Genomic DNA, 26,630 nt, shown 5'->3' on the forward strand with positions numbered 1-26,630 from the left:
CTATATTCCCGGCGTCGTCAGGTTCTGAATTATTCTGCCACTTGCCGTCGGCACATACGACGGACTCTCGCCACTGCGATTGCCCATCGTGGCATTGATCTCCTGAACCAGGCGCTGGTAGTGTTGGTTCAGTTTTGTGTCATTCAGACTTACCACCACGGGTTGTTCACTGTCCGCTTCACCTGCTCCAACGTCGTCTTTCTCAACTCCTGCCAGACTGCCCAGGTATTTAACCAGCCGTTGCCCCCGGCGAATGATCCTGTTTAGAAGAGACAGGGTTCCGTTGCCTCCACTCTGAGCAGCCAATGCATCCTCCGGGATGCTCTCATTCAGTGGGCGTTTGCCATTTGACTGCGGGGCGTCGACTTGCGCAAGCACCTCACTCATGTTTAGCACCTTGTTATTGACGATCAGGCGCTCAATGGTCTCGCCTTCCTTGCTGAAAAAATTTTGCACCCGAAGGCTCTGGCTGGAGTTTGTCGGCTCAGCGCTATTGTCGCTGTTTTTTAGCAGGCCAGTATTTGGCGAGACCGTCAGGATAAGATCCCCGCCTGCTTTTTGATAGTGCAATGTCTGGCAGTCATGGGTATTAACCTCGAGCTGGTCAGCCGTGCCAGTGGCGTTTGCCAGAACCCATGGGTCAGTGTTAGAGAAGTCATCGCCAGCAAAGTAGTAAGTGGTGCTCTCTTCATCTATCAGGTACTGATGTTCGGGGATTTTTTCATGCAAAAGTGAATAGCCAGATTTCAGCCGTTGACGGATGAATTGCTTGTTATCCAGAATCCCGTCATCCAGCTCCAGACTGTCTGGCCAATCATTGGCATAGAAGAGGTGAGGGTATTGCCAATTGCCCATCCTCACCAGATGTTTGATACCGGATGCCATCATGTTTATGCCTTCAGGCGACGGGAGATGCCGACTGATGACCAGTTTCTCAACAGCATAACAGTTCAGCGCCCGAATTTTTCTGCGTGGCCTGAGGGCCTCGGTTTCCAAAACAACCCGGCCATCCCGGTAGATGGTTAGAAACCCACTGTCATCTATTGTCATAGCCAGGTGCTGACGGGGGGAGGTAAAAAATGGCATGACCTTTCTATGAAAGACCCTGACGCCCTTCGTTAGCCTGATCTCCAGCCCACCAGGTTTCTGGCTCAAGCTGATGGCATCAGAGCCGTCAGCATCGGCAAAATGAATCAGCGTGCTCCCGGCCCGTGTTAGCCCGCCGAGGGGCAAGTCCTGGCGAATCCAGGTTGCCAGGATAAAACTGCCGCCAGTGACCGGAGGCGGCAGCAGGCGGGATAAGCCGGCTGGACAAGGAGCCTGGTCACTACTGTCAGTGGTATTGCGCTGAGCCAGCGGACGCCAGCTTGCTGCCTGCAAATCCGTAAGGCTGACACCTTCCAGCTGAACCCGGTTAAACGAAGAGGGGTCAAAGAACAGCTTCACCGTGCCATTTTCTTTGCCATCTTTCTCAGAATTTTCCAGTTCCAGGCTGACAAGGTTATTGCCGGGGCCGGGATATACGCTGGCACCACTGCTTTTAAGATGAAAAATATCATTTCCCGACTCTCCGAACAGCCCGGCCTCCGGCTTGACCGTACCCGAGATGAAGAACACGTCATCACCTGGCCCGCCATGCACCAATGCCGTGATATTGCTGAGCTGGTAAGTGCTGTCCAGCCGATTGTCAACAGTCAGCCTGGAGTGATAGTAACTCCGAAGGTTTTGGCCGGTCAGAACTCTGGCTTCGTTACTGACCGGATCAATCGTTGTCAGGTGCCAAATATGCTGCTCCAGACTGTCAATAAAGTGCCCGGTAACCAGACTGCTGTCTTCGCGTACACAATGGGGAACGTGCCGTAAATCGATGCTGAAAAATATTTGTCCATCGTTGTTTACTTCCAGAAGGGTATAGTTTTCGGTCAGCCGCCAGTCCAGCTTTTCCGGTTGTACCCCATGCAATATCAGGCTATTCCCGTTGTCCCGGTCTATGATTTGGGTGCCATTGGCCTGGGCGTGGATAACGTAAGTATCCGGACCCAGGTGACCAGAAAGCAGGTCCGGGCCCAGGTTCGCCACCATCCGGTCAGCGTCTTCGCTACCATAATGTCGGTTGTATCCTGTTCCCCCGATGGTGGTGGTGATTGAACTATTGCCCCTGATGTGGGCAGCGGAAATTATGAAAGTATCATCGCCCCCTTTGCCATCGACGGTGAGTCCGGCGAGGGCCGGGATTTCGAAAAAATCGTCGCTGGTCGGGCCATTGAAAACCTCAAAATTTCTGACCGTGGAATCCCATGTCTGATAGGTGACCTGCGATCCGGGCAGCCGGAACGTAAAGAACAAACGACTTTTGATGTTTATATCCGGTGAGCAGGGTTGCGTATCGTTTACAGGACAAGAGTGGCGCACTGAGTTTTTTTGCACCGACAGTTTCAGCCGGACAAATTCCGGGGCAAGGGTTGCCTGGCTTAAGTCCAGTGTGTCTTTGCCCGGACCACCGTTAAAATGGATATAGGCGGGCAGCTTCAGAACAAAAAGGTAGTCATCCCCTCCCTGGCCATTAAAACTGCGCAGGGCACCTCTGGACACATAAACGTTATCGTTATCATCACCGGAAAATCTTATGTTGCCCTTCCCGGTGTCCTCCAGGATAAAGTGATCGACCGTTAAACCATTCTTCAGGTCGACCGTCACATCACGACTCACCGACAAATCAAAGACCAGTGTATTGGCACCGCTACCGCCGTCCAGCGAGGTACCCTTCTGCCAGGGGGCGTCAATGATGACCCGGTCGTCTCCGTCCCCCATGCTCACCTTGTCCAGGCCACCCCCGGTGCTGAAAATATCCGTACCATTGCTGCCAAAGTAGCTATCATCTCCGGAGGTCCCGGCAATCTTGTCCATAGCATTGAATAGGGTCTGGTGATAGCGCCAGCTGCCGGTTGAGTCAGTATTTCGCCATCGGGTCTTTATGATGCCCTCTGTCACATTGACGGTCATGCCATCCAGTTGATACTTCAAGAGGGTCACCTTGGCGGTCAGACTTCTGGAGCTTCGCCGCAAGAGCCGGGTACTATAAACGACGGCAGACTTGTCATGTACCAGCTGGTTGTGTCCCTCTCCGCCGGTAATCACTGTCGTATTACCCAGGCCAACCGTGAACAGGTTATTGCCTCCCATATCCTGCAACCGGTCATCACCTCCCATGCCCAGCAACACGTTATCCGTGGATGGGTTGCCCGTCAGCTGATCATTGCCCGGGCCGCCAATAATAATGGGGATGCCAGAGTATGAGTCTGAAGACAGGTCAAGGTGAACCGTCGGCATAATCACCGAGCTGTTGTATAAAGGGGAGGGACTGCATTTGCGAATAAAAGGAGTCTCGAAGGTATAATCCATCTCCAGCATGTTCAGGGTTTTGGCCATTGGCTGACCGGGGAATATTTCGGTCCATTTAGACAACGAGGTATATTGGCGCGCCTTCCTGAATCCCGGTATCACCTGAGGGCGGCCATGTTGTTTTCTGCGACCGTCTGCCCCGGTTTCAAACAATGTTAAAGTCAGTGTGTGCCATAACTCCAACAAACCAAGACCCTGGGGCACAACAGAGAGACTCCGCAAAATATCAGAACCTTCAGTGAGCACCTGCTGTTGATTCAGCTTAAACGTCAGCTTCCGTAAAACACCACTGCCTGGATTGCATCTGGAAGAGGCGAAACCAAACTCAACCACCAGCGTGATATTATTGCTTTCCTGGCTGGCAATCCTGTGCAGGCCAGCGCCGAGGGTTTTTCCTTCATCGGCAAGGCTTTCCAGCTCAGTCTTTTGACGCCATTGATCCCGGGGGAATTGACCTACCGGTTTTTCAGGGTAGCGATTTAAAAATGCCAACATCTCCTCTTGGGTAAAGGCATAGTCATCCACTACTCTTGTGATCCGGCATGTTCTGCTGCCTGAATTAACACGAGTCGAGAGGGTAGTGTTCCTAAGGGTTGTCAGAGCCCCGGTCAGTGACCGGGAAGGTTGTTTGCCCGCCACGTCGTCCCAGTAAATACAAGTATTGACCTGTACTGTGTTGAAGTCGGATAAGCCGGGGGTATGAAAGACAAATGTCGCATGCTCATCAGGCTTTTGAGCGTCAAAAAGCAGGTTCAGGCTCTGGTCAAAGGGATTAAACGTCAAACTGGCCTTCTGACGGTGCTCACAAGAGTTACCGGCTATTTCCCAACGGACGACCACGAATGGCCATTTTCCTGTTGCAGGCTTCTGGTGTTGATAAGCGTGAATTTTGTGATTGCCCAGATCGCTGCCACGACGCAGCAAGATGATGTCCGAGTGAGTGCCCGTGTATACCTCATGCCAGCCCTCACCCAGCATCACCCTGTTAAAGCCGCTGCGCAACCGGATAGAGGTTTCTCCGCCGTTGGCGACCACCGTGTCGTTCCCGCCCCGGACATCCACGACATTGGTGCCGTTGGTGATAACGAACAGGGTATTGCCGTGGTCTCCCCAGATCCTGTCATTGCTCGGGGAGCCCTGAATGACCTCTACCTGTTCCAGATGCTGCCCTGTCGACGAATCAGACGGGTTCCGGTGGCTGAGGTCCAGCCTGACCCCATTTTTTTTAAGACGGTAAGAAACGGTATCCCTGCCAGGACCTCCATACACCTCGTTCGAGCCCACACCCAACAACGCCAGGTCATCACCCGTCCCCAGGTGGATCAGGTTGGTGCCATCGCCAGCACTGACAACATCATTCCCGCCCAGGGTATGGGCTACATTTTTACCCCCCCGCAAATAAATTTTGTTGGGCTCGGCGGTTCCCCTTACTATCAGACCTTGCTTCGAACCCACCACATTTTCAATACCGCTAATTGTCCCCCCGGTTTCCAGCAGCTGACAGAGGGTTGTGTAGAATACGGTGGGCTCATTGGGTTGGTCTCTTTTGCTGCGTTCTATCAGTCCCTGCTTGCTGAAGTAATACACGTCCTCGTTTGATTTCAGGTAGATGCCCTGATTCGAAAAATAGACATGACCTCTTTGTGTATGTCCTCTCCAGTTGCTGGCGAATTTGTACAGGATTTTCCCAGCGTAATAGAAGGTCTGGCTGCTGTACTGATCAGAAATCCGTTTTACGCCTGTGTGCTTTTGATCGTACCCCGTCAGTAAATGTTCAGATATCAATACTTTGTCGTCTTGTTCACGCAGGTAGTCAGCTTTTATTTCTGACAGCGGGGCAATGTATAATTTCTTTGGATTCAGATCCTCGTCGGGGGTGGATGCGGTGGTTCTGAAACTGCGCTCCGATATGCGAAAGAGCAGAAGAGAGGTTGTTCCCCCTGTTTCCCTGCCATCCGGCGCAAGGCGTTTAAGGTTGTGGTCTTGCAGGTATTCAGCAAAATGGTTACGCCAGCGTCCCTGTTCCAAGTTAACCTCGAAGAATGCCCGGGATTCTGTCCTGCGAAGGTAATGGTAACCCTTAACCTTTTGCGAGAAGTTGTTGATTCTGGAGTAAGGAAACCTGACCTCTGCCGGCAAAACCAGGGTATCTTTTCCATACCCCCCTCTAATGTTTCCTCTGCCTAAACCCGGTTGCAGCACGTCATTGCCAGTACCGCCATACTGTTCGATATCGCCAAGGCCATCTACGAGCCGGTCATTATCAGCGCCGCCGGACTGTAGCGCGCCGTCAAAAAGAGTGTCATCACCGGGTCCGCCAAAGCCTTTCCCGCGATATTGCAGATAGAGGACGTCATTACCTCTGTTGCCATAGGCACTCCCTGAATCGCCGATCCAGATCCTGTCATTACCGGGGCCCCCAAACGCCGTCCCTGACTTTTCGATCCGGATAATATCGTGGCCGCGGCCTCCTTCTGCTTTACCTTTCTTAAGGATCAACTGGTCATGGCCTGTTCCGCCATAAAGCTCCCCCCGGTCAGCGATCAGGGTGTCATTGCCACCCAGACCATAAAATATCTTGTAACCTTTCTCACCATACATATAGTCCTGCTCAGACGTCCCACTCAGCACTCGCCTGAGGTTGAGCTTATCTTCAAGAGCAAGTCCCTTGTCTCTTTTACCATTCAGAATTCGGCTAATAGATATCTTCAATGACTCAAGATTATCCTCATACTTATCCTGATCAAGAAAATCGCTGGCGTCCTGGAAGAGCTGAAACTTCCTGTAGCCCGCTTTCTCAAATTGATCGGCCTTGCCGTCAACGTATTTCTTGAATTCGTCGCCCGCCAATAAAGCCTCGAAATCCTGCCTGGCGTTAGGTGGCGGCATCAGTGCCGCCAGGGCAGTCTGCACGAAGCCCAGCAGTGTGCTGACCAGGTCCACTAGCAGACCCAGCTGTGGACAGAGGAAGTCCAGCGCCGTACTGAGCACATCAAGGCCAAGCGTCATCAAATCCAGGCTCATCATTGCCACAAAAAGGGTCGCCTGTTTGTGGTTGCCAGCCTTGCTTGCCGCATCGGCGTTTTCGACATTACCTTTCAGCGAAAGAAAACCAGAGACAATAGCAACGACATTGCCAATAACCGGTAAAGCCCTGGCAACCATTCGCGACGCTTTCGGGCCCAGTTTTAAAGCGACGCCAATAGTCCCTGCCGGATTTTTCGTTTTGACAAGGGTTTTGCTCAGCAACCAGTTGCCGCTCATAGCGAGGGTGTAGGTTGAGCCGATGATGTTCAGGCTCGTCCCTGCATAGGCCATGTCCCTGGCATCATCAGGCATCGCGTACCCGTACTTTTCCAGATTGATCAGTGTCATCGTGGACATGGCTAAACCAGCGATGGCATTCCCTGCGCCGAAACCCACTCTGGCTCGGGTGAATTTCTTACTCCGGTCCAGCCGGTCCAGCGTGCGCATGAATTTCCCTTGCCATCTTTTCGACCCGCCTCCAGGTGTGGTGTCACCGGGCTCAGAGCCATCGCCGCCGGTATGGCCTTTTCGGGGCTGGAGGCGCGCCATGAATTCCGGGCTTGCAAGCAGCTGTTCCTTGACATAGCGGGTGTCGTCGGCGCTGTAGCCCGAGTCATTGAGCAAAATGACCATTCGGTCAATGACTTGCTCCGGCGTCAGTCCCTGTCGTTCCGCCAGCGCTTGCCGTAACAGATCAAGAAGATTCTTTCTAAACCTCGGATTGTCGAGAATGTCCTCGGTGGTAACCGCCGCAAAACGTCCCTGTTCCAGCAGCAGGAAGGCGTCTGCCAGCAACCCCTTGTCACCAGCAGTCTGTCTGATATTAATGAAGCGTCCACTGACCTCAATGGCATCCAGGTGACTGCTGACCCGGTCCATCAGGGCCATCAGGGTTCTGACCGGCCCGAAGCCGTAGCACAGTTCGCAGTCTGCATCGGGCAGCCTTGTTGCCTGACCGGCTGGCAAACCTGTCTGGTCCAGTTTCTGCAGGGCCTCCCGGAAATGACGGTCGGACATATCAACCATGTCAGCCATCTGGCCAAAATCGATATCACTTCTGAGTGCGGCAACGCTGTCGGCCACATTCTGGCGAATATCTCTGGCCAGAGTGCGGGCTTCGGAGGAACTTTCCCGCTTCAGCCTGTCCGCCATCCCGATAAAGCTGGTCAGACGTTCCAGCAAGCCGGAGAGGGTCAGCTTGCCTTCCTTAACCGTGAACTCGCTGACCAGCGACTCTGGCGACAGGCTGTCTATGCCCTCGGGTAGTCTGACTCGCTTCTGTTGCAGGGCCAGGAATGTTTTTGTCTGATCCTCTGGTTTCTGTGCTTGGGCGGCTTGCAGGAGAGCCAGTGCTGCCGCGGCGGTCAGCGGACTGTCAGCGTCGCCATTGCCCAGCACCAGTGTGTGTTGGGCAGGCATCAGGTAGGAGGCATCGGCGGTCATTGAAGGGTCGGTCAGCACCCGAATCATCAGATTGCCGGAGGTCAGCGAAAATGCCTTTTTCCCGGTCAGGCTCAGTAGCCCGTTGAGCCGCTGATAAAGCCCGGTGGCAAGCCTTTCAGGCAGGGAACCCAGCGCGGTGACCTCTGCCGCAAGCAATTTCCCGGCGATGGTTTCGGCCAGACCGGCCGGGATGGCTGACTGCCGGGTATATTGCAGGAAACCCTCTGCAAACTGCTGGCGGGTGACATCGTCCATCTTGTCAATAATGGCATTGACCTGGCCGGTAATGTCAATGTCCTTCAGTTCACTAAAAGTCTCATAATGGCGTGCCAGCTGTGACAGGTAAGCCTCGGTGCCCGAAGCACTTTTACCCGGATTCAGGGGCCGCCGTAACAGTTGCTTCAGACCATCCTGTGATTGGGGAGACATAAGCGGGAAAGGATTGCCCGGGCCCGCCGGGGTTATTTTCAGATAACGCCTTTTACCGTCTGCCATAACGATATGACGAGGGCTGCTGGCGGTGGTTTCAATGGTCGTATCCTGCCCCACTAAAGCTTGCACAGACGTTGGTTCTTTGCTCTGGGCGTCCTGCTGTTGGTTAACCGGCAACTGGAACGGCTTGCCGACGCGCTGTCGCAGTTCTACTGCCTCTTTGAATACGGTGTCCACATCTTGCTTCATATTGGCCAGCAGGCCGGTGTCAAAACGCTCCCAGCCGAGTCCCCGGGCAACAAAAGTGCAGGCTTTTTCCAATGCGGCGACTGTGGATGTCCTCGAATTTTTGGATGTCCCCGAATTCTTCACCGAATTCTTTATGGATGTCCTCGTATTCCTCTCCAGGTTTGCGATTTCATTGATGTCGTTGTCAGGCAGTATGGCCGTTACTGCATCGGTGACTCCCAGGTGTATCCGGCTGGCTGGCTGGCCGTTGCTACTCAGAACCTGCTCCATCTTCCAGTAGATAAAATGAACCAGCAGTGACTTCAGGTAAGCGCTGGCAAAGACTTTTGGCCCGAAAAAGTTTTTTGCCGCCACCCGACTTAACCCCAGCAGCCTGGCGTCAAGCAGGGATTCCATGCCGGAACCGACACTCCAGAAGGCCCGGTAATCCGCGTTGATCAGCTCAGAGCCGGGGGGCGGGGGAATATAGGGGGCGATGGTATGATCAAAGTGGGGAGCTGGGATCAAGGGAGCAGAAGATCGTTTTTCACTGACGATCTTGTTGAAAAGAGTGCGCTCACTGACACTGACTTTAATTTCCCCTTTGGCAAGGCTGTCCTTTATTGCCTGAATCCTGGCGCTATTATGCAGCTCCAAATACGCCAGTGCCCGGCGGTAATCGGCTTCAGTACCACCTTCAGCTAACAGCAGGTTATGATAGCCTACGACCAGTTGCCGATAGAGGCCTGTGCCTGAGGGATTGTCAGCCACCGGGGTCAGTTCGAACTGACGGGTCAGTCCCAGGGGGCGCGACTCACCGTCAGGCACTGTCCCGGTGTTGATCCCGAACTGCCGCCGCACTTGCTGGCGCAAGGCTGACAGCGACCCACCACCACCCTCAAGAGCTTTCAACAGACTGGCACCGACCAGGCTCGCCAGGGTTTCCCGGAAAATAAATGGCTTGTTCCTGTCCTTCGTGCCCAGCCTTAAAAGGACAATGCCGCTGCCTGTCCCACTCACCTCGACACGACTGTCCACCAAGGGCAAGAGAGGCTTGAGGCTGATTCTTATTTTAAACGGGCTATCATCGGCAATGCCCGCGTCCCTGATGGTTTGCACCAACGCCTGAAGAAGGTTCGACAGACGTGACTCAGCCATCCCCCGGGCAATGAGCTGAAGGTCGTTCTGTAATTGCTCTTTGCCAATACGGCCCTTCCGTTGCAGCCTGCGATAAGGCTCCATGAAGACAAGCAGCCTGATCTGCAAAAGACGGTCTGGCCAGCGATCGGGAAGCTCGACGCGAAAGACCTTGCGGTGCTCTTCGCTGCGGATCAGGGTATAGCCAGGCCCTTGGTCGGAAAAAGCCAGGTCATCCCGGCGACCCAGCGTGAACGTCTTTTGGCCGGCTGTGGTCTGAACCCGGGCCTGGTGACGGCCCAGCCCGGTATCGGTGATGAAAGTCGGGGCCTTCCTGCCCGGGCCCGGAGGCAATGGCGGATTTTTTTGCAGGCGATCAAGCCATTTATTGGCCCTCAGGGCATTGGTCCGCAACCTGGTCTGGTCTGTGGTTTCCAAACCTCTGAGCCGCCGTTGAAAAAAATACTCCGCCAGCAGCGGCTCAGCGCCGGTCAGGGACGGTTTTTTGAGCAAATCAACAAGGGTGTCGTCCAGGTTGTCGGTCTGCTGCCGGGACAGCGGTGACAGGGTACGCTCGATCGCGTCCCGGTAATAGTCCGGGTCGGAGGCAGGGGCATGCTGAAGCTCGGCCTGCAGTGCCGCCCCGGCAGGCGGCTGCTGTCTCAACAGTGCCAGCAAACCGTTAAGCTCATCCCCTGCCGGAGCGGCCAGGGGGCTGTTCTGGCTTTCAATGGCAATGAGATGCTGGTTACCCAACCGGGTGACCTTTTGCCGCCCGGTGCTGGTCAGGACAAGGTTTTTCCGGCTACCAGCGGTGACCGGCACATTGTCGTAGGAATCCTCTCCGAGAGGAAGCTGTCCGGGGTCGGCCCATTTATCGCGCACCGCCTTTGCATCTGCCAGTAACGTCTCTGCACGACTTAACCAGGTCAACAACGACTGTCGTTTGGTCGCCGTGAGGGTGCTGCCCCGTCGGTCTTTCAGGGCATCGCTCAGCACACCCTCAAGGTGCCTGGCAAGATCATCGATCCCGGCCAGTGCTTTCAGCTCATCTTTGTCGAGCACAGCCGTGACCACATCCGCCGGGTCAGCCAGAAGTGCAAGCTGCGCAGTCACCATACCCTGGCTGACCAGCCCGCTCCAGGCCACCTGGGTCAAGAGTGAGCGGAGGTTCCCCAGCCTCGAACGACCAGCGCCGGGTAACTGGTCAACCCGTTGGTTGCAAAAATACTGAACCCGCTGAAACAGTAGACGGGTTTCCCTATCTCCTACCAACTGGTCAAAGCCGGACAGGGGCTCGGCAATGGCTTTATAGGCAATGCGGACCTGCTGGCGGGTTTTCACGGTCGTTATCCCGCCTGCTGCAGTGACCACCTGAACAGGCTCGGGGGCGGCAGCATTGGTCTGGACGGTCTGCAGGTCGAACTGCTTGCGAAGTTGATTTTCCAGTTGCAGCAGCGTCCGGTCCCCGGTGATTTTTTTCCCCTGCAACCAGGTCATGGCGATAGCCGGTGAGTCCGACTGTTCAGTACTGGCCAGTGCTGCCCGACACAAATCTTTCAGGACAGAGGCCAACGCCCCCAGGTAATTACTGGTGGAGTGACGTTGCCCGGCCAACACCGCCGGGTCCACCTGCAACAGCACCAGCCTGTTGCCGCTCAGGTCCCCGTTGCCATCGCGGCGATAGGGTATCACCCGGTCAGCGAGAGCCTGTTTGTCGAGCCTGATCACCAGCCTCAGAGGGTTGGGGGGCGCCATACCTGGGAACAGCTTAGTGTCCAGCTCAGTCATAGTGGCGGGTTGGATAAAGCTGTCGGGGAATCCCAGGGCATTGACCAGACGCTGCCCTGCCGGGCTGGCAATAAAGACTCTCAGTTCTGACAGCAGCCGTTGGGCCTGGTTTGCCAGTGGCTGGCCGGGGCGATAGTCGGCAGTAAGGATCACGGCTATCCTGTCATCCGTGCCCGTCAGCGTCCGTAGCTCGGAACTGACGGCTGACAGCCGATGATTTTCCCGGCGGGCAGCGGCCAGTTGCTCCTCCAGCGGTTCCGCCGGGTTGAGTTTGAACAGCCCGTTTGTATCTGACGCGGCATTGTCCAGTTTCAAGCCATAAACTGTCTGGCCATGGTCGTTCTTTTCCAGCACCGGGATCAAGGTTTTCCCGCTGCTGTCGTAGGCGGCTAACAGCCTGTCGTTGGTTTGCAGGCGGATTGCGCGGTAGTGACCGTCATCTTCCGAAATCAGCTGATAAACCTCGCCACTGGAACGCTTGACCGCTACAGACGTGGTAGTGACCCCTGTGGCCGGAATGACACGCTCTAATCGGGAACCACTGCTATCGTGGATACTGTCATGAAGCGAAGTTCCCTCGCTCAGGGGGGTGGCTGTGATATCGCTATCTGAACGGCTAAGCACCCTGTGCAGCTTACCCTGGAAGGTCAGGAACTCAACTTTGTAATAAGGTTTGCCGGTATCGGTGTTACTGATGTCTGTACTGTCAATGCCCAAAAGGGGATGATCCGCCAGATTTCCCGTCAGGAGCAGGCGGGTTCCGCACCCGCCGACCCCGCGTCGGCAGCGTTTCTGGTCTGACGCATCCGGGTCCTTGATGACGACAACCTTCAACCCGCTTTCAGAGCGAACCAGCCGGTAGGTCGATGGAGCAAACCCGGCTGCATCGGTTACCGGGGCTTGGGAGTTGACCGCTGTTTTAAGTGTGTTTATGAAGCTGATCAGTTCCCGCTGCTCAGGGACCTGATAGGCCAGAACGTCGCTCAGCCGTTCGACCTGCTGATGGCTGAGCATCCCCCTGAACAGGTCCCTGTTATCATTCGACAGTTTCCGGTCAAACTCGTACAGTGCCCTGGCGAAGGTGCCAATATCCGGGTCATCCCGGTGCGTCTGAAGGTAGTCAGAGACCCTGTCAAAGCTCAATGTGAGTAATTCAGGCTTCCAGGCGAACAGCCACGTCATCGCCTGTTTAAAGTCTTTCTGACTGGCGGGTGAGCCAATAGGGTCAAACTGACGCTCAATGGCTTCCCGATTGTTGTCTGCCAGAAGGGTATAGAGAGTATTGGCCTGGTTCAGCGCAGGCAGGGAAACCCATTGTTGGGCAGCGTCAAAACCAATGGAGTTGCCCAGTTGCGCCAGTTGTCCGGCCTCCTTTGGCCAGCCAGATTGGAACAGTGCAGCATCAACTGCCTCTATACTCTTGGCCAGACTCAGGGCATAGAACCGGTCGACAACTGTGCCGAAGGACTCTAGGGTCAGCGAAGGGTTCTTCTTCATTCCAAGCTCAATGATGACCGCCGTATCCGTGACCCGCAAGCTGGACGCCTGCAGTAAAAGATGGGGGTTTAACCGCCAGTGGACAGGCCGCCCCGCACTCAGGTCAAGCCGGTGCTGCTTGTGGAATTCTCGACGATGGCTTTCCCCCTGGTGACTGAGAATTTCAATAAACCGCCCGACATCATCCCGGAAACGGTCGGGTGCCAGCTGGCCGTCCTGCAGGGCTTGCCGGTACAGTCTGCCGCTGTGGCGCCTATCCAGAAACGATCCGGGAAACTGGCTACTGTGTGACCCCCTCAGCAGCATCTGTTGAAGATCGGGTGATGGGGCCTTTTTGTGGGTTACCGGCAACAGAGAGCCAGCATGAAAATAGACCTTGCTGCCATCTTCGGTGGTCAGCGTGTTCTCGCCTGAGAGCGATTCCAGACTCTTGATGCGAAACATCGCCGGTGTCTCAGGATTATCACCTTGAATGATCTGCTCATTAATAACGCCAAGCTGGATTTTGGTAAGGGCACGGGCCAGCCGCCTGACATCGGCCTCCGGATAGTTGGAAGAATATTGACCCAGTGCTTCCACCAGGGTGAAACGCCGCGATTTCGGTAATGACGAGAAGCGTCTCGAAAACCACGGCCAGTCGGTATCCATCCTGGACATTGCCATTTCAAGAAAGGTACGGGTAACCTCCTGATCGCGGCCCAGCGAGTCTGGTTTTAACGCCAGCTTGAGAGGGCCCGTCAGCTTATCGGACTGATACAGCTGCTCCATACTGCTACTTTCGAGCGGCAGAGCTGCGTCCAGCAGATAATGGCCATCGGCGTCTTTGAAGACCCGTCGCGTTGTGTCGTACTCTGACATCAGCCCGGTCCAGAGTTCCCGGTATTTTCCGCCATCCGCCAGGGGTAGCGAGTAGGTGTCAGGCAGTGTGCCGGGCAAGAGTCCGGCGCCGTTGGCAAGTCGGTAATCCAGGGTCGTCCCCAGCAGATCCTTGATCCTGTCTCCTGCTTGCGGGTCCGGGGTACCGGCTGCCTGTTGTGCAAGATCAGTGACCAGATCGTCAGTGACTTGTTGCAGGCCAACACGGTTGATGTGGTGACTGAGTGTGGTCACGGCACCGTCTGAGAGGTAAGTGTGGATATAGTCTGCCAGCCTTACCCCCGGAAACAGGGCTTGCCCGGGCAGTTCGTCGCTCGACAGTCGGAACAACAACAGGGTAAACAGCGACCTTAACTGGGCATGGGTTACCTCGTTGCCTGAAGCCGGGGTAACAGTGCTCACAAACCGGGTGGCGGCCTGCAGGCTGGCCAGCAGCCGCTCTTTCTCAGGACCATCAGTGACAGCAAACAGGACAGGGGCCAGGGGCTTGTCCAAATTCCCGGAGGCAAACCTCAGGATGATTCCGGTGTCTGCACTGCCGGTGATTTTTGTCTGCCAGATGGTCTTCGGCTCATCAACATAAGGAGGCAGCCGGTGCCTGAAATACCCGTCAAACTTTGAGTGAAAGAGTTGGTCACTGAGCGGTTGAGGCTGCGTCGAGATAATTTTGTCCACTGCGTAAAAAGTGGCTTCCAACTTATCCCTGTTGGTGGTCTGGTGACTCAGTGCAAGGGGGGGCGTTACCAGTTGCAAACCCGGATAGAGTCCCGGACCAAGCCATTTCAGGGTGGTCAAAGGTGTAGCACCGATTTTTATCGGGCTTTGATACATCAGGGTGTGTGATCCGGTGGGTCTGTGGACCGTGTAAGTTATTTTTTCAAAGATTAACCGGCCCAGGGCGTTGTCTTTTTTTACTGGCTCCGTGTTGGCAAGCCGTTCGTGAAAGGTCCAGACCAAATCCCGGTTTTTAACCGAGCCAGACAAGGTCGAGATTGTTTTACCCAGTGCCTGAAAAGCGGCATCCAGCAAAGGCCGGTGCCTGCTTAGCTCATCCAGGGAGAGCGGGGCTGTTATCAGTTGCAGGCCCGGTTGACTGTCGGCAGCCAGCCATTGAAGGGTGAATAAAGGTGAGTCATTGACGACTGTCGGGCTTCTGGCCAGCAGGCTTTCCGGTATGGCAGGTTTGTCAATGGTGTAGGTTTTTTCAAAGACGATCCGGCCAGATGCGGTGTCCTCTTTCAGATTCAGATTCCCGGTGTCGTCAAGCTGCACCAGGGGCGCCAGCCCCATTTGCTGGCGAACCCTTCTTTCAATCCCTTCAACCTCTGAAGGGGCAAGCTGACGGCCACCGTTCAGTTCATGGCCGGATTTAACCAGGGCAGTAAACACTGGAATCAAGCTGGACAAACGGTTTTTTTGACTGGCAGCGGCATCGGGGTTAATCACCACTTTCTCGCCAGTGTGTGATAACCAAACGACGATTTGCTGCTTTCCGGCCACGGCTTTCGGGGCATCAACGGTCAGGGTCTGATCTTGAGATGAAGTTGCGGGATCGTTCCTGATTTTCTTCCGGTAATCTTCGCCCAGGGGCGTTGCCAGGAAGTCCTGAAGACCATCGACTAATAAAAGATACTCTGTGCCCCCATAACGAAAGTAAGCAGGGCTCAGTTTTACCGATATGTGGCGGTCAATCTTAAATGCAGTAGTGCCATCGAACGAATCACGGTCATCATAAAACGGGTCAATAGTCTCGACCAATATCATTGTTTTCAGACCGGCAACCAGGGATGCTTTCTTCTCCGTAAGGGCCTGTTGCAGATAAGTGCATCCCGCTTTCCCGATAGCCTGACGCAGAACCAGGCCCGCCCGTTTATCGGGCAGATTCCTGTGTGTCTCCACCAGAGCCGAGATAAAAGTGTCCAGGGATACTTTGGGGTGCTGACGATGGTAGTTCCTAACCCGTTCAAAAGCCTCTTTCAGCCTGCCCTGATCATGCTGGGAGGACAACCGGTACAGAACCCGGGCGAAATCCGCGACCGACCCGGAAGCAAATTGCCAGTTGTGATTGATGCGGCTGATGCCATCCACAAACTGTGTGTACAGGGCGTCTTTCTGCTTTGGAAAAGCGACCGGTACCAGTTCTGAGGTCAGGCCATAATTACGGCCAGTGGTGATTGCCGATAATCTCCAGATCGCCCGTAACTCCGTTTGAGCCTGACCGACAGCCGCCACGTCGGGATGGTTTAGCAGGGCGGTTGCGAACAGCTTTCCTGTAGCGATAGCCTCACGGTTATCAAAAGTGGTGTCTTTTATTCCCACCGTCAGGGTCAGTGGATTGCTATCAAGGTGACTCTGATACAGGTAGCTTTCGGAGTTAAGGGTAATGATTATTTCACGACACAAGCGACCCAGTGACATTCCGTTCCCGGAAACTGCCTTTCCCGACTCAAGAACCGCTTTAATAAAATCTTCGGCTCCGGTAAACAAGTACAGAAGTCGGTAAAGACTGGCGGGCAGATTGAACCTTGCCAGCTGCTGCCAGCGGGCGACAAGCAGGGCGTCGCTGTCAGTGGCTGTGGCAGGCAGCTGATGATCCCAGCTGGGCATCCGCTGAAGGTTAAAATCAACAGACACCATTTTTTGCAACTGCGCCAGGGTGTCCCAGGATGATTCTGACCGCCCGCCGGTCATTGCCCAGAGGTTGGCCGTCAGCAGCAACCGGCTCAGTGTGTCCTGCCCGATGATGTCCGGTGCTGCTTCGTGATAGTCGAAGAAGGAGCGGGTTACATGCTCCAGCTTTGCCTGGCTGAGTTGACCCAGCCGGTCGAGGATAGACTGCTCGATCCAGTCCCGGTGATGTCTGGACAGGATGTCAGTGGTGAGCAGGGATCGGGCTCTAATAAAAAAGATCCCGTCAACGTCCGGGTCTGCACCCAGTAAACCCCGGTTCTGAACGAATTTTATTACCGCAGCCGTTGAATGGCCGGGAGGGGAAAAGCCTATCTTTTTGAGTGCAGGCCAGGGTTCACGAACCTCCAGGGTGCCGAGGTAACGGACTCCATCCAGGCCACTGTTGTAACGAGTGACAGGTTGTCTTAAGGTTCCTGGGGCATCGATAAAAATAAACGTCGGTTCTTTGTCTTTGCCTTGCGGTAATTCAATATAGTCATAGTAATTACTCAGGGGTAAAGGCATCCTCCCATGTTCGATACGATAATCCAGGGTGTCGATAAACAGCGATTTTAATCTGGCTTGCAGTAGTTTTTCGGGCGCTGTCCACTGTCTGCCAGTCCCTTCAGTCTCGGAGCCCACTCTGGCCAACTCATTGACCGTTTCCTGCATCAATGAAGCAAAGGCTTGCCAGCCGTAATCCCGGATGGCTGACTTAAGTTGAGCAGCATCCAGATCAGAGATAACAGTCATTAAAAAATCGGCGGTACCCAGTTTCAATAATCCTTCAAGTTGAGTGACCGGTGAGCCTTTAATACCCTGTTTATCTCTGTCAAATTCCCTGGTTGAACTGTCCAATGCCTGCTTGTATAAATGGGCAGTAAACATGGATTTCAGCAAGTCAGAATTCAGACTCAGTTTTTTTGAGACATTTGAAGCCATATATTGGCTCAACTGAAAAACTCGCCTTAATACATCACTTTTCCTCGGAGCAATAAGAGTGGCAATATAGGATGTTATATCCCCAATCCCGCTAAGATCGACCCCGATATTAACCTGAACATGATAAGGTAATGGCTTTCCTTTTAGCTCGGCAGGCAATGAGACCTCAGGATTCATCTTTGAATTAGTGTGTAACCGGTATTCTTCTAAATCGTCAGTGGGATTATTGCCAAGCAGCTTGTTATTATACTCTTGAGTGATGTCGTCTACGGTATAACCACTCTTAGGTAAATTCGCTAAAACCTTGGCTAAGGTATTGGTGGCTCGTGATAAAGCTGAGGATTCATCCATATAATCCGAGAGAGGCTTGGGCCCGGTAATGATTTCAATGATAGAGCGACCATCATTGTCATCGGTAGATAGAACCAGAGCAGGGTAGGTAGGGTTCAAAAGCTCTTTAGGGATATATTTAGTAAACGCAAGCGATTGTCTCGATTCAGCATCTACGGTTATGCAATCAAACTCTATTTCAAGACCGAGCCGTCCTCCTTGAGTGTCATCAGGGACAGCTGGAAGTTTTGCATCCTTTTGTAATATCGTAATGTCATCAACGCCAATGTCCCGCAGTATGTTTTTTTGAAGGGTTTCAGAATCGCTGTCGATGCCTTCCAACCGATTTGCTGCAACAATATACCGGACTATCAGGCTTGATAAAGTGTGATAGTGTTCAACCCGCATTTTGCCTTCAGTGACATACTGGCCCGGATCAATTTTCAGGACACAACCGGTATTATTAACCAGAATCGGTTCCGGCTGAGTTGTACCCGATGAAGCGGGAGGGGTGATGACCAGTAATAGTCGGACAGAGTCGGGTATTTTGACCTTGTTGAAGCCTTTGCCGACAGAACCATCAATAATACCTTGATCCACCAGTTTCTGGAGGTTTTCAAAGGTCTGGCTCCGCGTTTTCTCCAACGTTTTGGAAAAAGCCTGGTATTTAAAAGTGCTTTTGAATATTCGAAGCGTTCTGATAATAACATCCTGCGCTGAATGCATCTTGTTTGAAGGCGCATCGTTTTTCAGAATATCTTCGATATATTGGGCAGAGAACAAGATCGCGATCTGCGAGCGCGAGCCTTCGTCGCCATAGAAAGCCAGCGGCACTTCTCTGAGAATTCCGGGACTGCCCGCTTTGATTTTGTGACCATGGAAGTATGAAGACGTTCCGCCTGTGTCTGGAGGGTTTTGCATAGAACCCAAATCTGTCAATAACCTTTCCCTGTCTTCAGCGGGCAAACCGGAGCTGGATATTCCTGTTTCCAACGTCTGGTAATCCGCTTTCTGCAACGCCAGCGCAGAACGCAGCTGCGAATCCTGCGTCTGTTGCCAGTAATCCCTGTATATATTAACCAGACCCTGCACAAACCCATCGACAGTGGTCTCCGGCTTTATTTCGAGGTGATTAATAACGGTTCTGACGGAGCGGGCAAGGCGCTCTTCCCTGAACAATACCTCCAGTGCCCAATGAAAATCATCCACAGAGCCCCGGGCAAACTTAAGATCATGGTCATTACTCTGAGCGGCCAGCAGCTGATAAAGCGGATCGCTGTCAGCGGGCAGCGGCTGCAGTTTCAGTCCGTTGTTAAAACCGTAACGGCCAGCAGGAGATCGAGGGTCATCCGTTTCCCATATTTCCATAGCCCTGGTGATAACAGAGTGGGGTGCCTGCCTTGCATGCAGTTGCAGGAGCAGAGCCAGTCCGCAGGATTGGGTCATCACCCGGGTGAGGTGGGAATCAAACGATTCTGGTCGTGCACTCGACAGTCCGACCTGAATGATAGCGGGCTCATTTTTTTCCCACTGCCGTATAATCACCCGGCTGTCGAAGATCAAACGGTCGGGTGCCAGCTTTATATCAACGGGTGGCGTGATCGTCTCCAAACCATTCTCTGTCTGCCATTTGCGCCAGAGCAGAAGGCTATCGATGAATTTATTCGGTTTATTGAAATAGCCAATCACATCCTCCAGTCCTTTTGGTGGTTCATCCCATTGCGCCAGCTCACGCAGCTGGGAGCGATAGGCATTATGATCAATGGCAGAGATAAAAAAGGGCGAACGAGCCCCCAGAACGGTCTGTGAGGAAGAATAGCGATCTTCGTCGTAGGGCAGAGAAAAGTCCAGATAAGCCCGGTGTTCAGGGTTTTCCGGAAGCGGAACCCTGAAGCCGCTGTTGTCGTCGGGAAGTCGGCTGGACAACTCCGCAATCAGCAGCTTCTGCTGGCGATTGGGTTTGTCACCGTTTTCCAGCGTGGTGACTACGCTGGCCACCAGACGCGACAAGAGTTTTTGCATCAGGCTCTGGACTGCCCGGTGCCCGGTGTCGAAGTGTTCGATTTCATTGGCCAGTGTGACCACATCAGCCAGCGGCAGTCGGGCCATTTTTTCATCGAGCCGCTGTTCTGGCAGGGAGGCTGAGTGATGGGAATAGGCTGACTCAATGGTCTTGATCAGCGTTTGGGCATTACGCTTCTCCAGCGGACCTGAGGACTGGAGCATAAACAGGATATTGCGCAGATTGTCCGGAAAAATCCCGCCGTTAAACTCTGGCACGCTCACCAGAACATAAGTTTCGCCCGCAGGGTTGGCGACAACAGGCAGGTATTTGCCAGGTTTGTCGCCAGCAAAAGACTCTCTGTCAGGCCGAGGCACAGGATCCGTGAAACTGACCTTACCATCCGGTTGGTGCTTCAGCCTTTTTTTAACCTCACGCGAAAGGGTATTTTGAAACGACTTTCTTTGTTCATGCCTTTTCCAGGCGTTCAGTCTCGGTGCTTTTTGTTCCGCCCGTTTGTCGGCCAGAAAGTCACCCAATAACCTTCTCAGAGTCTTGACGTACTGCTGGGCCAATTCGGAAAAGTCATTTCGTAGCTTTTGGGCATTCAGGGCAAGCAGGTCATCTTTTCCCAATACCGAAACCAGCAGATCAGGACTAGAAACCCGGAACGGATCTATGTCGTGGCCACCGGGTGCAATAATGTCCTGTAAAGACCCATGCAGCAGGCGGGTAAACAGTGTTGCCATGGCGTCAGATGGCGGGCTTGCGACTTGCCGGGCCAGCTGATATCCCGCCTGCTGGGTCTGGAAAAAGTTCTCCTGCGCATAAGGATTACCATAGGCCAGCAAGCCAATACCCGAAAACGGGTCACCGATTGAGTCTGCACGAACAAAGGCGCTGAGGTGCAGCTTTCTTGGTGCCCCTGTCTGCACAAAAGGCAGTTCAGCATCGACAGTCGGCAACGGCATCAACCGGTAAGGGGAAAAGTTATCACGGGTGACTTGTTGCAGCCGAAGGTTGTAATGGTCAACCAGGTCGGAGAGTTTCTGCCTGCCATTGTTTTGGTGATTGTTGTCGATAATCGTATCAAGCAGTAAGCGTCTGGCCTGATCGAAATGAGGGGCATTCTTGCCCAGATAGGCATAATTCCTGCCGAGGGGCAAAGCGGGTAAATTCCGGAGTTTTTTCACCAGCCCTTCTGCAACCGGGAGCTGGCGGGGCATTAACTGTCCCCGTTCGTCTTCTTCAAGCACCAGCTTGACGCGAGGGTCTGATTGTGACCACAGCACATTGCCATCGGCAGGGAGAATGCCGGTCCATTTGCGCCCGAGCATATCCACCGCCACCAGGGCATTACGGACAGTGATTCGTTTTGTCCTGATTTTACCAAACAGTTTCCTGGCGAACTTTTCCACAGGGTAGTGCTCCCCGCTGGCAGCAGCGCCACAACCCACCAAACTGACGGTGCTGACAAATTGCCCGCCAGTTATGCGCTTGAGCACCTCGGCCAATTGGCCAACCGTCTTCCCGCCCAGGAGAAACTCTCTGGAATCGGCCTTTTTGCGAAACAGGCCCAAGCCAGCCTTGTTACCCTCACTACCATGACCCACAACAATAATACGTGTGTCGTCTTTAATAAAACCGGCTCGCAATATCCTGAGCTCAATGTCACGGCCTGTCACTGGATTAATCAAGGTACCATCAGGCTCCAGTCGTATATGCCAGCTAAAATAGGGCTGGTATTTTTTCCTCAGGTAAAAGCTGGCTTTGACTTCATTGTCGCTGTTACCCAGCTGGAGAATAATCTGGTTGCCATAATGGCTGTCTTGCTCATCGTTCAGGGCATAACGCACGGTTTTATCAACAGTGGTGACCCAGCTACTGGCCTGTTCATCAGTTTCCAAACTCACTAAATCAATCTTTGCCAATGGATTAATTTGCGTGAAATAGGATTTTTTTTCGTAATCAAGAAGATCCTCTCCTGAAAGATAAGCATTGAAATATTGCTTCATGACATCACGAAACACACTTGGCCCTGATAGCTGCAAGGTCGAGCCGGATCCATACATTATTCCATCAGTCCGATATGAAATAAAAAAACCGGCGGTTACTCGATCGATTCCCAATTCATTGATAACGGCTGCCTTGACTTCAGCGAGATCGTAACTATAAAGTTTTGATGGATTGTCTATATCTAAACGTTCAATCAACTGATGCCGTTTTATCATTTCTTGCTTAACTGTCTTGAGAACCTGGCTGTCCCGTGGCGCAATAATTAAACTATTTCTGGGCTCGACCATTTTTGAAAAAACCAAGGTTATTTCTGCTGAACCAGGAATAGCCCTGATGGATTCTGGAAAAACGAAAAGAGGCTCTTTTTTGTGATTGGCTATGACCTCTCTAACAGCCTGGGTAAAATCAGGGTATTTTTCCTTTAATTGATTATATTTCTCCTGTATTTCCGGATCAGGATTTCTTTTAGGAAAAAGTTGTTCCGGCCCTGGCTCACTTAAATACTCCATAATCAGATGATTAATTAAATTATTCAGCTGGCCTTCAATTAAAAGATTTTCCGGAGGGTTAATGTGTTTAAACAAATTTTGATTATAAGGAGGTAGCGAGTCGACATCCAAATAGACACCTCCCTCACTCTTATCTTTAATAAGCAGATCTACTCTTATCAGGTCCGATGCTGCTGCTAAAACCGCCCTCAGCCCAAGCTCTTTCTCGTACCACTTTTTCAGGCTGGCTTCATTGCCTGCCTGCCAGAGCTGGTTGATATCGGCCAGTGTGAATCCCCCGGATCCGGGGTTGCCCCGAAGCCTGGTCAGTTCATTGGCAAAATCCGTGAATTCCTTCAGGCTTTGCCTTTGTATTTGTGCTAATTCTCCTCGATCCATACCCAAGTGGTTGACTAAAAATACCTTTGCCATGTCGTCGAAGGTTTTGCCCTGGGCAATGCCATTTTTTATAGTGCTGTAGGCCAGATCTTGTAGCTGAAAAATACGTGCCAAAAATTCATGTTTGCTACTTGCTTCTGCCAGAAATGCTTCGGGTATTTTCTCAGCGGCAACAGCGTTACGTATTTCCCGGGCAAGCACCGGCGCCAGCAACGCTTGCGGGTCGTACCAGAGCGTTAGCGGCCAGGAAGAAACCATCTTGGCCCAGACCTTGAGATGAGCTTTAACACCTTCGTTGAGACGACCAATCCAGATAAAGTTAAGCTTTTCAGGTACCTCGACCAAAGCATCCAGCAGGTACTGGTTTATTGTCGCGGCCAGATGGGAGGTCACAGCTCCACCAGGAAGAATTCTGGGCAGTTTTTTCTGCATCCGATAGACAAGCATGTATTTTCCAAGAGCCGTTCCGTCCTGACGACGTTGGTCAAATTTTGTGATTATCCTCTCCAGCGCTGCTAAATCATTCGGCTCGAGAACACCCAGCAGATGCGGCTCCAGACTGTGCTTGAACATGGTCAGGGTCGGCACCAGATCATCAGGATTGCTTGGCCCCAGCAACCCGCTGTTCTCTGACAAAACAGAGGGCAGCTGACGGAGTCTGATGGCACCTTCAGCCAATGTGTCTTTTGCGGACAAGCGTTCGACTTTGATTTCACCGTTACTTATGCGAAAGGCTTTCAGCTTGTCAGAGCTGTCGGCCAGTGACCAGGTCGCCAGACCCGAGTCAGAGAGCAGGCCAACCCACAGGCGCCCCCAGATATCGACTCTCAAAAGACCGTCACGGGCAGTCACTGCTGAGGTTTTTGTTGCTTTCAGGGTTTCTTTCAGGTACTGGCTGACAAGACCATTGTCGTCAATGCCTGAGCCAATCAGATTAATGGTTTTAACCGGGGTATCACCAGTCAATTCATTGATTTTTTTTGATAGTTCAGAAGCGGTTTGACCGCTCAGGGTAAATTTCCCGCTCCCGGAGTTACCTAGACCTACCACATGAATTCGGCTTTCAATGTCCAGAAACCTGCCAATATCGACCTTGTTGACCTTTGCGCCTGTCTCTCCATCTAACCAATCACCATTATCAATGACCAGCCAACGGATTGAGTTATAAGTTTGCTGGTGATTTTTATATTTGCGAAACAGGTAACGGCACGCCCTGCTGATCGGGTTATTATCAGCAGGATCCAGCTGGATAATCAGTTGTTGGCTGTATTGGCTTGTGCTCTGCGGATCCGTCTTAATATAATTTGTGATGTCGTTTTCGTGGTACCAGAAAGCTTCTGTTTCGCTGGAAATGGTATAGCGTGTCCCGGAAGGCAATAGAAGATAATCAAGTAAAGCTCTATGGCTTTCAGTCCAATCTACTGCACTATTGCTTGCTGACAACGCGTCATCACCATTCAGTAATTGGTAGCCTTCCGAAAATTTCCATACACCACCGAGTCGATAATAAGCCAATTTCGGGGTATCAATTCCTGCTTTGGTGAAAAACGTTTTTGTATCCTGGATAGATTTCCAATCTGTTACGCTTGGCAATTTATATTGATCAATCGTCTGGTATTTTAATAAGAGGCTGTTTTCGACCGCCTTCATGGTCGGGTCGCCCTGTGATACTGAAAAAAAACGACTTTGCATGTTTTTTAGTGGCAGGTCGATCGTACCGGGAATAATTTTAACTTCTCCCAGAGGTTCAAACAGTTGCGAGGGATCAGCACTCGCCAAACGCTGCTCGATGTCATTCTTTAACCGGGGGTATTTTTTACCGAACCAGGCAAGATCGTCTGCAACCCTTTGTTCAATCGCAGGGTCTTTGTCATCAGGAAGGAATGCTTTGCCAAGCTGTTGGATGACAAGCTGTACCTGTACCGTCATTACCCTGCTCCAATCGGTAATGCTGACGTCAGAGAAATCAATACCCTTGAAAAGATCCTTATTAATGACCGGCGAAAGGAACGTATCAGAATAAACACCACCGAGAGTGCCAAGCACCCTGCTTTTCACCAGTGCACTGGCTGCATGCTTGTTACCACGTAACCCCAGCTCTCTTAAATAGTAACCTTTGGCCTTATCTCCCTCTTCTCCGTAAGCATCGGTCCAGACCGTTTTAATATCCTCGCGGGAAAACTTCGCACCGGGATAAGAAGACTCTACCTTCTGTTTAAATCGCCGGTAGGCATTCATCATTTGGTTTTTTATCTCATCAATATCCGATGATTTATGGTTGAGGTGGCGCACCAGAAAATTCTTCACCGCCAGATCAAATCCATGACCCTGTTTCATGTCTGACTCTATGAATTTCCAGGCCTGGTCTTGCAGCTTCATGAATCCTTCCATTAAATCCGAGTCAAAATTAGACGGATCACTGGGACTGGATTGACTGGTTAATTGACTGATCACTGCTTTTTTGAGGGCATTGGTAAGCAGAGTAGTGAGCATTGCGTCCGGGTCGTACCAGAGGGTTATTTGTAAATCGGACTTTGAATTGGCTGCAATCCATAACCAGACCCGGTTTAGCTCCCCGGCCGTTGGGCTAATGCTGACAAAATGCAGCTTTTCAGGGACTGGCACCATGCTGGATTCAATCCAGCTCTGGATGTCTGTAGCCAGTTTCGCAAATGTTTCACCGGTTTCCAGCGGGTGGTTCTCGGTCAGGTCAATGAGTTGATCGTAGACCCCTAATACCAAAGCGAAGGTAGATGGAGTCTGCTCATGGCGAGAGCCATCAAGCTTGACAAAAGCTTCTAGCAGGTCTTCAACACGTGCGTTCAAGTGGTCGTTTGCGGCGCGCTGATACTCTAATAACGGCGCGAATTTTTCCAGGAACGCATCGGAGTCAGGAATCAGTTTGTCAATTAATTTCAGGTCCTGAACTTCAGCAGAATCAGGATCGGTATCGGAACGGCGAACTCTGCGCTTTGCCACTGGTCTGGTCACTGCGTTATAGCGCCACAGGGGGAGAGGCGGTGAGTCGTCAAGCGCAGTTATTGTGCCAATGGCAGCCAGTTGCAGACGATAGGTACCCTTCCCGTCAGGCTCTGCTGTCAGTTGCAGATGACGCCCCAGAGACCCGTATCCGGTCACTGCCAGAGTTATGGATTTTTTACTGTCTGTCGCTGTCGTTTGATTAAACCTTACCTGTACGGGCAGGGTTTCTTTGATCATCACCTGACGGGGGTTTACTACCGGTAACGACAGTTCGTCCTGTCCGGGGTTGTCCTGCCGTGGCAAACCCAGTTCAGTACGAATCCGGTTTTTGGCCGCATTGGTATCTGCTTCTGGCGCCAGCCCGAGCGCCAGCTGCAATGCCTCTCCCAGCTGGTAAAAGAACGAAAGATGGCCTGCAAGCCACCCGGAACCATAGGGTAAATCCCCTTCATCCGGATCAAAAGGGATCAGCGTGAAGGTGCCGTTATTAACTGTCTGGTTAACCGGTACAAGATCATAAGCCGTGTCATTTTTCCTACCATGCTCGATTGGCAGGTAGGTCAGCGGGCCGGACTGACTGTCGGGGAATGCACCATTGCGACCGGGGATAATTAAACTGACATACTCTCCGGGGATCGTCCTGTTGCGCTCATCGGGGGGTATTTTCAGTAAACCTTGGTCGTGTATATCGCCAAGGGTGTCAGGTCTTATCGGGGTTGTTACGTTGCCCGACAGCATCCGTAACCCTTCGGTATTGTTCAACCGGTGTCTGAACAGCTCGCTGGCATCCACCAGTTGCCGCAGGTCACTGGCGAGGGTCTGGTTACTGGTGCTGGTCAGGTAGTCCCGTGTCAGGTAAACCCCAATCCAGTCACCCAGAGCCTTGAGGGTAAGGAATCTGCCCCGAACGCTGCTGGTGGCATTGTTGCTGGTAGAATTGTTTAAGAGCGGCGCCTGCTCCGGCTCGA

General features: G+C 52.6%; 1 protein-coding gene (running past one end of the window). It reads right to left on the reverse strand.

The window, feature by feature from the left end; genetic code table 11:
- On the reverse strand, nt 1–26,630 hold the 3' portion of the coding sequence (locus ACOMHB_RS10850) for a TcdA/TcdB catalytic glycosyltransferase domain-containing protein (protein ID WP_448216632.1). Its footprint extends 1,882 nt past the window's final position; the window shows 26,630 of its 28,512 coding nt (coding positions 1,883–28,512); the start codon falls outside the window, past its right edge; it ends in the stop codon at nt 1–3.

The sequence above is a fragment of the Endozoicomonas sp. 2B-B genome (assembly GCF_053470045.1).